General features: G+C 68.4%; 15 protein-coding genes. 5 read left to right on the top strand and 10 right to left on the bottom strand.

Annotation, left to right across the window (positions count from 1 at the left end; all coding sequences use genetic code 11):
• The first annotated feature begins 5 nt into the window (after positions 1-5).
• Positions 6-749 (top strand): SDR family NAD(P)-dependent oxidoreductase, encoded by a 744-nt coding sequence (locus tag AOZ53_RS34635; RefSeq protein ID WP_054487059.1) that lies wholly within the window; start codon positions 6-8, stop codon positions 747-749.
• 37 nt (positions 750-786) lie between these two features.
• Here the strand turns inward: AOZ53_RS34635 and AOZ53_RS04870 are convergent, their stop codons facing one another.
• The 6 genes from AOZ53_RS04870 to uraH all read right to left on the bottom strand — a co-directional run bounded on the left by AOZ53_RS04870 (position 787) and on the right by uraH (position 7,663).
• Complete coding sequence (locus AOZ53_RS04870) at positions 787-1,785, bottom strand: Lnb N-terminal periplasmic domain-containing protein (RefSeq protein ID WP_054429787.1); 999 nt, start codon at positions 1,783-1,785, stop codon at positions 787-789.
• Positions 1,782-3,161, bottom strand: a complete 1,380-nt coding sequence (locus tag AOZ53_RS04865) for an HdeD family acid-resistance protein (protein WP_054487057.1) — start codon at positions 3,159-3,161, stop codon at positions 1,782-1,784. The genes AOZ53_RS04870 and AOZ53_RS04865 overlap by 4 nt, the downstream gene beginning before the upstream one ends.
• 113 nt (positions 3,162-3,274) lie before the next feature.
• A complete protein-coding gene (locus AOZ53_RS04860; protein WP_054430320.1) occupies positions 3,275-4,726 on the bottom strand; it encodes an NCS1 family nucleobase:cation symporter-1 in 1,452 nt (483 codons plus the stop codon).
• Positions 4,727-4,915: 189 nt separating this feature from the next.
• Positions 4,916-5,710 carry an alpha/beta fold hydrolase gene (locus tag AOZ53_RS04855; protein WP_054429785.1) on the bottom strand — a complete coding sequence of 265 codons (795 nt, stop codon included), beginning with the start codon at positions 5,708-5,710 and terminating at the stop codon, positions 4,916-4,918.
• 76 nt (positions 5,711-5,786) lie between these two features.
• Positions 5,787-7,088, bottom strand: a complete 1,302-nt coding sequence (locus AOZ53_RS04850) for a UDP-N-acetylglucosamine 1-carboxyvinyltransferase (protein WP_054429784.1) — start codon at positions 7,086-7,088, stop codon at positions 5,787-5,789.
• Between the two features lie 149 nt (positions 7,089-7,237).
• A complete protein-coding gene (gene uraH, locus AOZ53_RS33265; RefSeq protein ID WP_082385518.1) occupies positions 7,238-7,663 on the bottom strand; it encodes a hydroxyisourate hydrolase in 426 nt (141 codons plus the stop codon).
• A 153-nt stretch (positions 7,664-7,816) separates the two neighbouring features.
• Here uraH and AOZ53_RS33260 point away from each other — a divergent pair, with 153 nt between their 5' ends.
• The gene (locus AOZ53_RS33260) at positions 7,817-8,302 is read left to right on the top strand and encodes a GlcG/HbpS family heme-binding protein (protein ID WP_082385517.1); all 486 of its coding nucleotides are present in this window, start codon (positions 7,817-7,819) and stop codon (positions 8,300-8,302) included.
• A gap of 241 nt (positions 8,303-8,543) precedes the next feature.
• Positions 8,544-9,995, top strand: a complete 1,452-nt coding sequence (locus AOZ53_RS04845; RefSeq protein ID WP_156333258.1) for an MFS transporter — start codon at positions 8,544-8,546, stop codon at positions 9,993-9,995.
• Between the two features lie 51 nt (positions 9,996-10,046).
• Here the strand turns inward: AOZ53_RS04845 and AOZ53_RS04840 are convergent, their stop codons facing one another.
• Positions 10,047-11,231, bottom strand: a complete 1,185-nt coding sequence (locus AOZ53_RS04840) for a GDSL-type esterase/lipase family protein (protein ID WP_054487055.1) — start codon at positions 11,229-11,231, stop codon at positions 10,047-10,049.
• Positions 11,232-11,271: 40 nt separating this feature from the next.
• Entirely contained in the window at positions 11,272-11,745 is a 474-nt protein-coding gene (locus AOZ53_RS04835; protein WP_054487053.1) for a hypothetical protein, read from the bottom strand.
• 62 nt (positions 11,746-11,807) lie between these two features.
• On the opposite strand from AOZ53_RS04835, the gene AOZ53_RS04830 reads away from it, so the two are divergent.
• On the top strand, positions 11,808-12,608 hold the full coding sequence (locus tag AOZ53_RS04830) for a hypothetical protein (protein ID WP_054487052.1): 801 nt from the start codon (positions 11,808-11,810) through the stop codon (positions 12,606-12,608).
• A 16-nt stretch (positions 12,609-12,624) separates the two neighbouring features.
• On the opposite strand, the gene AOZ53_RS04825 is transcribed toward AOZ53_RS04830, so the two are convergent.
• Complete coding sequence (locus AOZ53_RS04825) at positions 12,625-13,254, bottom strand: hypothetical protein (protein ID WP_054430318.1); 630 nt, start codon at positions 13,252-13,254, stop codon at positions 12,625-12,627.
• A gap of 180 nt (positions 13,255-13,434) precedes the next feature.
• On the bottom strand, positions 13,435-13,854 hold the full coding sequence (locus tag AOZ53_RS04820) for an EF-hand domain-containing protein (RefSeq protein ID WP_231690566.1): 420 nt from the start codon (positions 13,852-13,854) through the stop codon (positions 13,435-13,437).
• A 161-nt stretch (positions 13,855-14,015) separates the two neighbouring features.
• On the opposite strand from AOZ53_RS04820, the gene AOZ53_RS04815 reads away from it, so the two are divergent.
• Positions 14,016-14,636, top strand: a 621-nt coding sequence (locus AOZ53_RS04815) for an NAD(P)-dependent oxidoreductase (RefSeq protein WP_082385516.1), incomplete at its 3' end; no start/stop codon positions are given.

Genomic DNA, 14,636 nt, shown 5'->3' with positions numbered 1-14,636 from the left:
CTGGCATGCATGATTCCCTTCCCGTTGCGCTGGTGACCGGTTCCACCTCCGGCATCGGCGCCGCCATCGCCCGGCGCCTGTCGCGCGATGGCTATGCCGTGGTCCTGCATTCGCGCCAGTCGGCCGAGGCGGGCCGGGCGCTGGCCGCCGAGCTGGGCTCGGCGGTGTACGTGCAGGCCGATCTGGCGGTCGATGCCGACCGCGTCCGCCTGGTGCGCGAAGCGGTGGCGGCGTGGGGGCGGCTGGACGTGCTGGTCAACAACGCCGGCATCAGCCGCGTGATTGCGCACGCCGACCTGGCCGCGGCCACGCCCGCGGTCTGGCACGAGATGCACGAGGTCAACGTGGTCGCGCCGTTCCGCCTGGTGGCCGAGGCGCAGGCGGCGCTGTCGGCGGCGGCGGCGCGCGGCCGGCCGGGCTGCGTGGTCAACGTCAGCTCGCATGCGGGCGTGCGGCCCAAGGGCGCGTCGATTCCGTACGCGGCCGCCAAGGCGGCGCTGAACCATGTGACGCGCCTGCTGGCGGTGTCGCTGGCGCCGGATATCCGCGTCAACGCGGTGGCGCCGGGGCTGGTGGACACGCCGCTGACGCAGGACTGGACCCAGGCGCAGCAACTGTGGCGCGAACGCGCGCCGATGCGCCGCGCCGCGCAGCCGGACGACATCGCCCAGGCGGTGGCGTGGCTGGCGCAGTCCGACTACCTGACGGGCGAGATCCTGCTGTCGGACGGCGGCCTGAACCTGACCTAGGGCCTGTTCGCACGACAAGGCGCCTCGCCCAGAGCGGTCACGCATCGGCGCCGGGCGGCGGCGTCACGCCCGGCACGCCGCGCCGAATGTTGCGCGAGTACTGCGCCGCGTCCCGGGTGGCGCGGGCCCGTTCGGTGTAGCGGCCGGCGTCGCGGTAGGCCTGCACGCTGGCGGCGCCCTCCAGGGCGCCGAGCCGGTACAGGTAGTCCGGCAGATAGCCCGACAACAGCAGGCGGTAATCCAGCGGCAGTCCCGGCACGATCCTGTCGGCCAGCCGGTACACGATGGTGATGCAGTTGGCCGTCAGCGTGTTGTAGAAGCGCGGCTGGCGCCGCAGGCGCGTGGCCGTGTCCACGTACGACAGCAGCAGCTTGCGCGGCGCGCCGGCCGGCATGTGGATGCGGTACAGGTAGCCGTCCTCGCCGCGCACATTGGTGCGCACCCGCAGGCTGTCTTCCTCGGCCGAGGCCAGCACCGACAATTCGTACTGGCGGAAGAAACCGCCGATCTCCGAGAAGGTGTCGTTGCGCTTGCGCCGGATCTCCACCGAGAACACCACGTATTGGCCGTCGGTGAAGCCGAACGACACCAGCGCATGCGCGATCGCCGGCCGTCCCCAATACGACAGCGCGAGGTCCACCGAGGCCAGCTTCGACAGATCGTAGCGGCGCGTCTCCCAGCGCGCGTCGAAGTCGCTGCGCGAGCGCCAGTCGAAGTTGCGCACGTTGTGCAACGTCAGGCGGTCGCCGTCCACTTCGCCATAGGTGGTGCGGGCCACCTCGGGCATCCAGTCGCGGTCGTTGGATGGCCGCATGCCCCAGATCCACCAGGCCAGCAGGATCAGCAGCATCGCCCCGAACACGATGGCCGGCAGCCGATGGCCCCAGGCCAGCCCGGCCAGCGCGGCCGCGGCCAGCAGCAGCCAGGCCAGCGGCGCCAGCGCGCGCGCGCCGCCGCGGGCGGGCGACTGGAACCACAGCGCCAGCGCGCCCCACGCGGCGCCGGCCACGGCCATGACCGCCAGCAGCGCCGTCATGACTGGGTCTGGGCGTTACGGGCGACCGCCTCGCGGTCCTGGCGGCGCCAGCTGGCGCGCAGCGCCGCGATCTGGCGGATCGCCGCCTGCGACATCTTCCACCAGCCGAAGGGCCGCGGATCGGCCAGCATGCTGAGCGCGCGCGCATAGTCCAGCGTCAGGCCGGGGGTCCAGGCCATGGTCAGGGCGCGCTTGCGGATCTGCGCCGCCACCCACAGCTCCGGCGTGAACAGCAGCCGCCACAGCACGGCCCAGCCGGCGCCGGGCCCGTGCAGGCGGCCAACCACGCCGTCCAGCGCCGCCTCCAGCGCGGCCGAGACCGAGCTGGAACAGTTGCGGTGGGTGAGGTTGTAGATCTCGGTCTTGCGGTAGTCGTCCCAGAAGGCGCGCAGCCTGGCCGCGTCGTAGTTGCGGATGCGCACCTGCATGGTCGACGGGCACCACGCCTTCGATTCGGTGGCGTAATCGGGTTGATAGATGCCCGGCACGTTGTTCTCGGCGGTGGCGCGCAGCAACGCGCCGAATTGTTCGGGCGAGCGGTCGATTTCCTGGGCCGGGTACAGGCTGATGTAGACGCCGTCGGGGGATTCGAGCGCGGCATGGCCGGTGGAGATGACGCCGTTGCTGTCCACGGCGGCGATGTAGCGGTCGACCACCGGATAGTTGCGCGTCTCGGTCCTGGCCGAGCCCGACGGCGTCCACACATGCACGGTCAGGGCGCGCTCGCCGGCTTGCGGCGGGCCGTCAAACACCTTCTGCGCGGGGCCGTCCACGCGCGTCGGCATGAAGGCGGGGTCGGGATTGTTGGCCAGCGCCGGATTGGCGTCCAGGTTGCGCACGCGGCGGGCCAGCCATAGCAGCTTGACCCCCGAGATCGCCAGGAACAGGCCAATGCAGTACGGCACCGTGCCGACATAGTGGGTGGGATAGGGCTGGAAGAAGAAGATCGCCAGCAGCACCTCGGCCGCGCCCGAGGCGAACACCACGCGCCAGCGCGGGTAGCGCACCACGTAGGCGGCGATGCACTGGATCAGGCCGTCGACCAGGAACAGCAGCCCGAAGATCATCGACAGCACGAAATGGCCGTGATGCTGGCCCGCCAGCACCAGGGCGCCGGCCAGCAGCACGAACACGCCCTTGGTGTAGCGCAGCACCCGCTGACCGCCGACGCCGGACGTGGCGGTGGCCAGCGTGGCGATGCCTTCGATGACCAGCAGCGCGGCGAAGAAGTCCAGGGGGAAGTAGAGGGCGTTGTCCAGCGCGTCGATGAAGACGAACGCGCCGGCCGCCAGCATCAGCCAGCCGCCGATCATCAGGGCGCGGGCCCGCTTGTGCAGATAGTCGACGCCAAGCAGCAGCAAGACCAGGTGGCTCATGGGGGCGGAATCTCCATGCAGGGGCGCGGCGCCATGGGTGGCGGCTGTCGCATGCAGGGTACCGCGAGCGCGGCCCGGGCGTCGAGCCCGGGTCCGCGCCGGCGCGGGCCGCCTCAGGCCATGGCGGGAATCACCCGCGGGCGCAGCGTGGCCAGCACCCAGTAGACGCCGCCGCCGATCATCACGCCGAAGAACCAGCCATAGGTGGCCCACCACGCCGGCAGCAAATCCGTGAAGTTGGGCAGGATGGTCGAGAACACGCTGCCGATGCCGGTGGCGATCAGCGCGTTGACGTTCCAGCCGCCCTGGTAGCGGTACTCGCCGTGCTCGTCGTACAGCGCCGCGACATTGATGCGGCCCTTGGCCACCAGGTAATAGTCCACCAGGATGATGCCCAGCAGCGGCCCCATGGTGGCGCCGATGGCGTTGACGAAGTGCGCCGCGCCGCCTTCCCACGGCGCGAACGGATACAGCACCAGCGCGATCAACGCCGCGATGTAGCCGCCGCGCTTGAAGTCGATGCGCTTGGGGAACACGTTCGAGATATCGAACGCGGCCGACACGAAGTTCGCCACCACGTTGATGCCCAGCGTGGCCACCGCGAAGGTCAGGGCGGCCAGCAGCGCCAGCACCCAGCTGTCGAACTTGGTGGAGATCTGCTCGGGGTGCAGCAGCACTTCGCCATAGACCTTGTAGGCGGCGATGGTGGTGACGCCCGCCACCAGCGAGAAGGCCACCAGGTTCACCGGCAGGCCCCACAGGTTGCCGCGCTTGACCGCCTGCTTGTCGCGGGCATAGCGCGAGAAATCGCAGAAGTTCAGGTACAGCGCGGCGAAGTAGGTGATCCAGGTCGCGCCCACCGCCATCAGCGCCCAGAAGCTGCCCGGCGCGCCGTTCACGCCCGCGTCGCGTGTCTTGTCGAGCAGCACGTCCATCGGAATGCCGTGGTCCAGGCTGAAGCCGCCGGCCTTCACGCACAGCCCCACCGCCAGCACCAGCATGGCGATCCACACCGCCGGGCCGGCCCAGTCCTGGAACCGGCGCACGGTTTCCATGCCCTTCTGGATGATGAGCAATTGCAGCGCCCAGATGCCGACATAACAGATCAGCTCCAGCCCCGAATGCCCCAGCCAGTGCGTGTTCTGGTGGAACGCCAGCAGGCTGTCGTTGCGCACCAGCAGCGCCACGATGGCGCCCGAGGCCGCCGCCGTCTGCGCGCCGTACCAGAAGCACGCCACCACCGCGCGCACCAGCGCCGCCAGATTGGCGCCCCAGATGCCGAACGAGGCGCGCGCCAGGACGGGGTAGGGCACGCCGGTCTTCTCGCCGGCATAGCCCATCAGGTTCATGAGGAAGAAGATCACCAGCGAGCTCAGGCCGATGGCGATCAGGAAGTTGACGAAGCTGCCGCACAGCAGGAACAGGCTGGCGGCCAGGTAGTAGCCCCACAGGCTGTGCACGTCCGAGGTCCAGACGTTGAAGATGCTGAAGGCGCCCCAGCGACGCTCTTTCGTGGGGGCCAGGTCCTCGTTGTAGAGACCGGGCGACGGATTTCGGATATCGATGGCGAGCTCCCTGACCCAGGTGTGGGCATGGCCGTAAAGGAAGCCGGGCGGACCAATTACAGCAGCAACACTTGGACGGAGCCTGGCGCGTACTATGGTGTGCAAAGAGTGTATACAACCTTTGCGCCAATACGCCCCTGGGGTTTTCCCTTCCGGGAAGGGGCCTGCCTGCGCAGGCCCCGGCGGCCGTCAGCCGCGCACCGCGCCCCGCAGCCACTGGCTGGCCAGGTCGAGCACGATGTGCGCCTGTTCGCGGTGCGGCACGTGGCCGCAGTTTTCCAGCAGCGCCTGTTTGCCCCCGGTCAGGCGGGCGATGATCTCGGGGTGCGCGGCCGAACCGTACTCGTCCGCTTCGCCATGCAGCGCCAGCACCGGGCAGGTGATCTGGCGCAGCGTGTCGTTGAGGTTCCAGTCGGCGAAGGCGGGCGACAGCCAGGTGTCGACCCAGGCGCTAAGGACCCAGGCGGCCTTGTCGCCGTGATATTTCTTCAGGCGGTCCAGCTGGCCGGGCTCGGCGAAGTTGCGCTGCGCCGCGCGGATGCCGTCGAGCGTGCGGTCTTCGGCGAAGGTCTGCGCGGATTCGGTGATCAGCGCGCGGCAGTCGTCGGGATGGGCCGCCGCGCAGCAGATGCCCATGCCGCCGCCGACGCTGTGGCCGAAGGCGATGAAGGGGCCGATGTCGAGCGCCTGGCGCAGCGCCTGGAAGCCGTCGCGGGCCTCGGCCTCGACAAAGCCGGTGGCCAGGGTGGCGGGGTTGGGATCGGAGCGGCCGAACCCGAGCCGGTCGTAGGCGATGACGCCGCGCCCGGTCGCCTCGGCCAGTTGTTCGGGGAAATCGCGCCACAGCTCGACGCAGCCCAGCGAATCATGCAGCAGCACGATCGGCGCCATGCCCGCGTCCCGGCCCGCCGGGTCCCAGCGCCGCGCGAAGAGGCGGCCTTGCGGGGTGGGCACATGGACATCCTGGCGGGCAATCGACGACATGGGGGGGATCCTGGCAAGCAAAAAGGCGCCGTGGCGCCGTTCGAGGGAATCCCGGGATTATAGGAAACCGCCCGCGCTATTCCTCGGCGGTCCACTCGACCTGCACGCCCAGGCTGCGCAGGTTCTCGACGAAGCGCGGGTGGGCGCGGCGGATCGGGGTGGCGTTGCGGATCTCGGAGCGCCCCTCGATGCTGCTGGCGATCATGAACAGCGCGATCGCCACGCGGATGATGTAGGGGCTTTCGACCACCGCCGGCGTCAGCGGATTGCCGCCGAAGGTGATGACGCGGTGCGGGTCCGACGAGAACACGTGGGCGCCGAACTTGGACAGCTCGCCGGTCCAGCCCAGCGCGCCGTCGTAGACCTTGTTCCAGAACATCGCGTTGCCCTGGGCGCACACGCCCAGCGCGATGAAGATGGGCAGCAGGTCCACCGGAAAGTACGGCCAGGGCGCGGCTTCGACCTTGGTCAGCACGTTGCTGGTGAAGGGCGTCTGCACCTTCAGCGGGCCGTCGCGCAGCGCGCGCGACCAGCCGTTCTCGTGCACGATCTTCACGCCGAACTTGGCGAAGGTGCGGTCGATCAGCGGGAAGTTCGACGGCGTGCTGTTGCGCACCACCACGTCGCCGCCGGTGATCGCGCCCAGCGCCAGGAAGGTGGTGATCTCGTGGAAGTCTTCCTCGAAGGTGAACTCGCCGCCGCGCAGCGTGGCGCCGCCGCGCACCGTCAGGCGCGAGGTGCCGATGCCGTCGATGTCGGCGCCCATCATCGTCATGAAGCGGCAGAACTCCTGCACGTGCGGCTCGGACGCGGCATTGGTCAGCGTCGATTCGCCGGCCGCGGCGGCCGCGCACAGCACGAAGTTCTCGGTGGTGGTGACCGAGGCGTAGTCCAGCCAGTGATGGGTCGGCTTGAGCGGGCCGGCGCTGCGCACCAGCAGCGAACCGCTGGCGCGTTCGACCTCGCCGCCGAACGAACGGAAGATGTCGACGTGCGGATCGATCTCGCGCACGCCCAGCGTGCAGCCCTTGACGTTGTCCTCCAGCCGCGCCACGCCGAAGCGCGCCAGCAGCGGCGACACCAGCATGATGGACGAGCGCATCTCTTCCGGCAGGCGGTGGCGCGCGGCGTCGAACGTCGTGTCGCGGTGGTGCAGGTCCAGCGTGCGGGTGGTTTCGTCCAGCCGCACCTCGCTGCCCAGGGTGCGGAAGATGTCGAGGATCTTGCGCACGTCGGTGATGTCGGGCACGCCGTGCAGCCGCAGCGGCTGGTCGGTCAGCAGCGTGGCGCACAGGATCGGCAGCACCGCGTTCTTGTTGGCCGACGGGATGACGCGGCCGCGCAGGGGCGTGCCGCCGTGGACGATGAGATTGGACATGGGTGAGGAGCTTGGACGACCGGTAGGGGAAAACGCGAGGGAAATTGTACCGGCATGGCCCGGGCGGCGTTTGCGGCGCCGCGGGGGCGCCACTTCACGGGCCGCGGCAAGCGCGTGACCTGGCCGGAAAACCCGTGTGAATTCGTTTATCAGTTTCCGCGGTACGTTGAATATCCGTACTGGCTCAGCAGTAGCGGCACATGGTAGTGCTCACCGGACTTTGGCACATGGATGATAACTGGAATTTCAGGGAAGAATGTGTCCTCGTTATGAGCGGCGTAATACTTTCCGGTTTCGAAAGTCACTCTGTAATCGCCTGGATTGATCGCCTCGTCAGCCGGGTAAAGCGCATTGATGCGCCCGTCCTTGCTGGTAATGGCGGAATTCAGTTTTATCCATTTTTCCCCTTCCTTTTTTTCAAGAATCACCGTAACGCCTTCGGACGGCACGCCTGTTTTCAGATTCAGCACATGGACGCTGATGGGGTTCTTCGCTGTTTCGGCATTTGCCGAAATTGAAATCGCTGATGCCGACAGCAATGCCGCTGCAATCGCATGTTTTAAATATCCATTCATTATCTATCCTTGTTTGAAAATGAAAAATGAACAAGGATGGTAATGTTGGTGGTGCGGCAGGGTCAAACGCTCAAAGTTAAATTTTTGTTTAATTCTTTATTCCGGGTATCGCCATAAGATATCGCTTCCTTGCTTAGTAGAAATGGTTTTTTTATGAATAAAGTATTTTTGCATTTCATTATTCCCGCAATGCTCCTGAATAACTCGGCTTTCGCGGGCCAGGACGCTTCCCATTCGGAAATGACGTCGGCGATGGCATCTTCGTTGGTGAACACGGCGCTTTCCGTTTGCCACGACGAGAAAAGAACGGGCGTTGTTGCCGTTGTCGATAAAGGCGGGAATCTGGTCGCTCTCCAACGTGACGACAATGTCGGTCCTCACAATACAATTGCCGCGCAAAAAAAGGCCTACACCGCGCTTTCCACCAAAAGCGACACCCGCGAACTCGCTAAAAAGGCCGCATCAAACCCTGAGACGCAAAACTTGAATACCGTGCCGCAACTGTTGCTATTGGGTGGCGGCGTCCCCATCAAATCTGGCGATACCGTCATTGGCGCAATTGGCGTGGCTGGCACAGGCGGTCCCGCCGATGATCAGCACTGCGCCCTGGAAGCGGTCAAGCGGGTGACGACCAGATGATTCAGTCGGCCGCCGCGCAACCGCCCGCGCGGAAATTCCCGGCCGAAGAAAATTTCAGGCTGAATTAAGCGATTCCCATTATGATTCGCAGGCTGCCATGGCATTCCCGCCGTGGCACCGTAAGCGTTCACGTCATCCAACGCGCCTTCGGACCGCCTTGCCGCGGCCGGGCGCGCCTGCGTGAACGCGGGGTCGGGCCCCGTCGCCGCAGGCGCTCCCTCCTTCGGGACCGCTACACATCATGACCCCCACTGCTTCCCAAACCACCACTGCCCAGGCCACGCCGCCGCCGGATGCGCGCCGCCTGTACTTCACCGCCTTGCTGGTGGCCGCCGCGTTCTTCATGGAGAACCTGGACGGCACCGTCATCACCACCGCCGTGCCTGCCATGGCCCAGGACTTCGGCGTGTTGCCGGTGGACCTGAACCTGGGCGTCAGCGCCTATCTGCTGACTCTGGGCATCTTCATCCCCATCAGCGGCTGGATGGCCGACCGCCACGGCGCGCGCCGCGTGTTCTGCAGCGCGCTGGTGATCTTCACGCTGGCCTCGCTCGGTTGCGGCATGGTCAACGACCTCTGGTCCTTCATCGCGCTGCGGGTGCTGCAGGGCGTCGGCGGCGCGATGATGGTGCCGGTCGGCCGCCTGGTCGTGCTGCGCAACACGCCCAAGCACGAACTGATCCGCGCCATGTCGATCCTGACCTGGCCGGCGCTGGTGGCGCCGGTGCTGGGGCCGCCCGTCGGCGGTTTCATCACCACCTACGCCTCGTGGCGCTGGATCTTCTACCTCAACCTGCCGCTGGGCCTGGCCGCGCTGGCCGCCGCCTGGGTGCTGATCCCGAGCGACCGCGCCACCGAACGGCGTCCGTTCGACTGGGCCGGCTTCCTGTGGATCGGCGGCGGCCTGTCGAGCCTGCTGTGGGCGCTGGAACTGTTCGGCGGCGCCACGCCGGCCTGGGACCGCATCGGCCTGTGGCTGGCGGCCAGCGTCGCGCTGCTGGCGCTGGGCGTGCGCCACCTGCGCCGCCACGCGCATCCCATGCTGACCCTCACGCCGCTGAAGATCCGCGCCTACGCGGCCAACTTCTGGGGCGGTTCGCTGTTCCGCATGTCGGTCGGCGCGGTGCCGTTCCTGCTGCCGCTGATGTTCCAGGTCGGCTACGGCATGGATGCGTTCCGCGCCGGCCTGCTGGTGATCGCGGTGTTCGCCGGCAACCTGACGATGAAGCTGTTCACCACGCCGGTGCTGCGCCGCTTCGGCTTCCGGCCCACGCTGGTGGGCAATGGCATCCTCAACACCGCGGCGCTGACCGCGTGCGCGCTGATCGGCCCCGACATGCCGGTGGCGTTGACCGCGCTGCTGCTGTTCATCGGCGGCATGTCGCGCTCGATGCAGTTCACCGCGCTCAATACCCTGGCGTTCTCCGAGATGCCGCAGCCGCAGATGAGCGCGGCCAACACCTTGTTCTCCACCATGTCGCAACTGGCGCTGGGGATGGGCGTGGCGCTGGGCGCCATCGCCATCCGCATCGGCGAATGGAGCGTGCCGCTGCTGGGCCTGGAGGGCGCGCCGGGCGCGGCCTATCGCCTGGCGTTCCTGGTGGTGGGGCTGGTGTCGCTGATCGGCATGCTGGATATCTTCCTGCTGCCGCGCGGCGTCGGCGAGGACGTGGCGCGCAGCCGTCCAGCTTGATGCGCCAGGCGCGGCGGCTCGTGGCCGTCGCGCCGCCCGGCGGCGCGCGTGTCAGCCGGCGCGCGGCAGCAGCCCGTCCGGGCCGAACGCCAGGCGGGCGAAACGCTCGCCGATGCGGCGATGCGCCGCGCCGTCCGGGTGCAGTTGGTCCGGCAACGGCAGGTCGGCAAAATCGGCCTCGCCGTACAGTGCCAGGCCATCCAGGTAGCGCAGGTTCGGATCGCTGGCCGCGCGCTGCGCCGCGATGCGCCGCAATTCGTCGCGGATCAGCGTCAAGGTCAGCTTGCCTGCGCGGCGCTCGGCCGGATCGCCGGTCGCGAGAAACGACACCTTGCCCGCCGCCAGCGCGTCCATGTCGAACGCGCCGGGGCCGGGCGTGTCCTCGTGGATCGGGCAGAACAGCGGCGACACCAGCAGCAGCGGCGTGTCGGGATGACCGTCGCGGATCGTGTCCAGAAAGCCGTGCACCGCCGGCCCGAAGGCGCGCAGCCGCATCAGGTCGGCGTTGACCACGTTGATGCCCAGCTTCAGGCTGATCAGGTTCGCGGGCGTGTCGCGGATCGTGCGCGCCATGAACGGATCGAGCAGGGCGCTGCCGCCAAAACCGAGGTTGACCAGTTCGACGCCGCCCAGGCTTGCCGCCAGCGCCGGCCAGATCGCCGTCGGGCTGTCGCCGTTGGAGCCGTGGCTGATGGAACTGCCGTGATGCAGCCACATCGGCCGGCCGTCGTCATCGACCGGGTCGATGGGCGCGTTGGCGCGCAGCGCGGCCAGCGCCGTGGTCTCGTTGTGCGGCAGCCAGAGCTCGATCCGCTTGGCCTGGCCGGGCAGGCCGTCGAACCGCAGCGTGGCGACGGGGCCGCGCTGGTGCGCGCGGGCGCCGGTCGCCATGTCGATCGTCACCACGTCGCCGCCATCGGCGCTGGCCTGGCCGGCCAGCCGGCCGTCGATGCGCAGGTCGTAGAGACCGAGCGGACGCGGCGGCACGCCGGTGTAGGCGTAGCGCGTCGGCACGGTGTCCAGCTCGATCGCGGTGGCGCGGGTCTGGAACACCAGCCGCACGCCCGAGGGTTGCGCTTCGACCATGGCCAGCTGCGGGTCTGGGCATTGCGCCCGGGCCCAGGCGGGCAGGCGATGCGGCAGGAGGCCGCGCGCGGTGGCTTCGAGTTCGAGGGCGCCGCGCACCAGCGCGGGAACGATGGCGGTGGTCGTCCAATCGGACGTCGGGGTGGTCATGCGGTACGAGTCCAGCGGTGCGGGTCCAGCAAAGGAAGGGTCAGGCGCGCGGCGCGGCGAGACGGAACTTGCGCAGCATGACCGCGCCGCCGATCGTCAGCGCCAGGCCGCCACCCAGGTAGGGCAGGCCGAAGATCAGCAGCCAGAAGAACAGCGCCGTGTTGGCGTCGCGCGCGTCGGCCGATCCGGCGGGATGCCCGCCCAGGTCCATTCCCGGCAGGGCGGCCAGCAGCGTCAGCAGCAGCGTCACGCCCAGCACCAGGCAGCCCCACGCAATGCGGCGCCGGTTGTCGGCCACGCGCAGCAGCGCCGCCGCCATCACCACCGCCACCACGAGGCACAGCACACTGCCTGTGATCAACATGCGGTCCAGCGCCACCGGGTCGAGCGGCGCGCCGGGCTGGTCCAGCCCGAAGGCCATCTGCAGCAGTGAGTTGATGACGCCGTAGGCGGCGCGGCCGATGAGCAGGCCGAAACCGACGCTGGCCAGCCACTTGATCACGGTGGTATTCATTCTCGGGATATCCTGTGGGTTGCCTGATCGTTAAAGAATACGCCAACTGGAGCCTGCGTCCGATGTCCGAGCATCACCAGTTCATCTTCCCGCGTTACCCGCATCGGGCCCCGCCCGACTGGCGCGGGCTCGAGGCCAGGTTGCTGGCCGACGGTTATCTGCTGGCGCCGCGTGGCGCGCAGGTGCCGCGCGCCGAACTGTTCAATCTGGGCATGCGGCTGGCCGGCCTGAAGGAAGGCTCGTTCCAGTATCGCGACGGCATGCGCACCCCGGGCGATGTGATCGCGCTGTACCGGGATGCCGGCCATCTGCCCGCCGCCATGCCGGTGCGGCATGACGACACCGTGCAGGAGACGCTGGAACTGCTGGCCCGCCACGGCATCACGCCGGATGCGCGTTTCCTCGACGACGAGAGCAGTACCTGGCGCAGCCCCTATTACTGCCTGGGGCCGGCGGCGCGTGACTGCCTGGGCGCCGACCTGCGCGCGCAATACGACGCGGACCCGGCCGCCTTCGGCGTGCTGCTGCTGGCGTATGACCGCCCCGAACCCTACGTGGCCGCTGGCGAAAACCTGTCGCCGCCGACCTTGCCGGACTCGGATGAACCGCTCGAAGCCTTGCCGCCGATCGGCACCTACCTCGATCTGCTGGGCGCGGCCTACGAAGACCCGGCCGTGCAATGGCGCAATCCCGATGACGGGCGCGACTACCATCTGTTCGACCTGGATTGGCAATACAGCCTGGCGCTGGGCTACCGCATGATCCGCACCGACTGTCTGGATCGGGACAGCGCCGAAGCGCTGGCGCGGGTGGTGGCCGGCATCGCCGATCAGCCGATGGCGTGCAGCCACCGGCATCTGTGATCCGGCCGCTTGTCGATCAATAGTAGATGTCAACGTAGTCGGTCAGGCCGCCGCACGCTTCCATCTGCTGCAGGCGCCAGTACTTGCGCTTGCCGGTGGCGCGGAACTCGTAATCGCCGGTGCGTTCGCAACGGCGGCCCTTGTCCGGCGCGTCCAGGATCAGGATGGTGCCGCGGAAGGTGAAGCGGTCGGCCGAGATCGACAGCACCTGGCCGTTGATCGACACCGAACCCTTGTCGGTGGCGTGACCGCCTTCCAGGCGGACCACGTCGTTCTCGTCCACGGCCTTCAGCTTGCCGCGCGCGTCGGTCCACAACCATTGCACGCTGACGCCGCTGTTGTGCAGCAGGCGCTCGTAAGCGGCCTGGTCCTTGATCTCGGTTTTCTGCCCGCCCTGGGCTTGCGCCTGCGCCGGCGCCTGGTTCTGCGTCGAACCGCGCGGCGGCAAGCGGCCGTCGTTCTGCGCGGGCTGCTGGGTCTGCATCTGCGTCTGGCCTTGCGATTGGGCCGCGGGGCCGCCGCGCGGGGGCAGGTCGCCCGCCAGCGTGGCGGAGGTCACGGTGGCCAGGGCCAGGCCCAGGGCCAGCAGGCCGGCGATCCGTTTCTTGCCGGCCGAGGCCGGGGCGCGATCTTGGTTCTTGTGCATGATGGTCGAGAAGAAAGGGAAGGGGAAAGCGCACTGCCGCCGGCGCGCGCGGGGCGGCGCCGTCAACTGGGGACGTAACTTAGCACGCGGCCGCGACGGGGTAATTGCGATTTCCGTCTTGTGTATCCAATCGTTAATAGCATCGCCGCGGGCGGCGCCTGGACCCGCGATCGCGCCCCTTCAGGGCTTGGCGTAGTGGTTCTTCTCGTACTTCGGACGGGCCTGGAAATTCTTCAGCGCGTAGGCCAGGAATTCGGCCTTGCTGATGCGGCCGTCGCCGTCCGTGTCCATCGCGGTGATCTGCTCGGGCGTGGCTTCCTGCAGCAGCGGGCTGCGGGTGAGATAGCCGTCGGCATTGACGTCCTGCTTGTTGAACGCGGCTTCCATGCGGGTCAGGTATTCCTGTTCGCTCATGGGGCCGAGGTTGCCGGGCTCGATGGCGGCGTCGGGCGCGGCCGGCGGTGTGGCCGGTTTCGCGGGCGCGGTTTTCGCGGGCGTGGCCGGGCTCGCGGCAGCATCGGCCGCCGCCATGGCGTTGGCGGCAATGCTGGTCAGCAGCAGGGCCGCGATCAGGCTGCCCATCCGGGTGGCGTGTTTCATGGTTTTCCTTGTTATTCGAAATGCCGCGCGGCCTGTCCGGCGGAGCGCACAGGGCATTGCCATGGCCGCGCGCGGCCCATTTTGCCTGAATCGGCAAGGCGCGTGCCGGATACAATCTTTCGGTTACCAATCGCGCCATTCATACAAAAAGAGGATCGGCGATGCGGACACTCGTAGTCGGCGCCAGCGGCGCGACCGGACGGCTGCTGGTCGCGCAATTGCTCGACCGCGGGCAAGCGGTCAGGGCCATCGTGCGCGCGCCCGACGCGCTGCGGCGCCATCATGGCGACAGCCGCCTGACCTTGATTCAGGCCGGCGTGCTGGACCTGGATGACGCCGATCTGGCGCGCCATGCGGCAGACTGCGCGGCGGTGGCGTCGTGCCTGGGCCACACCCCGACGCTCAAGGGCATCTACGGCGCGCCGCGCCGCCTGGTGACCGACGCCGTGCGCCGCCTGTGCGGCGCCATCGCGGCCAACCGGCCGCCGCAACCGGTCCGCTTCGTGCTGATGAACACCGCCGGCAACCGCAACCGCGACCTGCGCGAGCCGCTGTCGCTGGCCCAGCGCGGCGTGGTCGGCCTGGTGCGCGCGCTGGTGCCGCCGCATGCCGACAACGAGCAGGCCGCGGACTACCTGCGCACCGCCATCGGCCAGGGCGACGCGGCCGTGCAATGGGCGGTGGTGCGTCCCGACAGCCTGCGCGATCGCGATGCCGTCAGCGCCTACGAGGCGCATCCCTCGCCCATCCGCAGCGCCATCTTCGATGCGGGCCACGTCAGC

The sequence above is a fragment of the Achromobacter sp. 2789STDY5608621 genome, assembly GCF_001299375.1.
Lineage (GTDB): Bacteria > Pseudomonadota > Gammaproteobacteria > Burkholderiales > Burkholderiaceae_B > Achromobacter > Achromobacter insuavis.
Note: the sequence above shows the minus strand (reverse complement) of the source record. Positions and strands in the feature narration are given on the sequence as shown.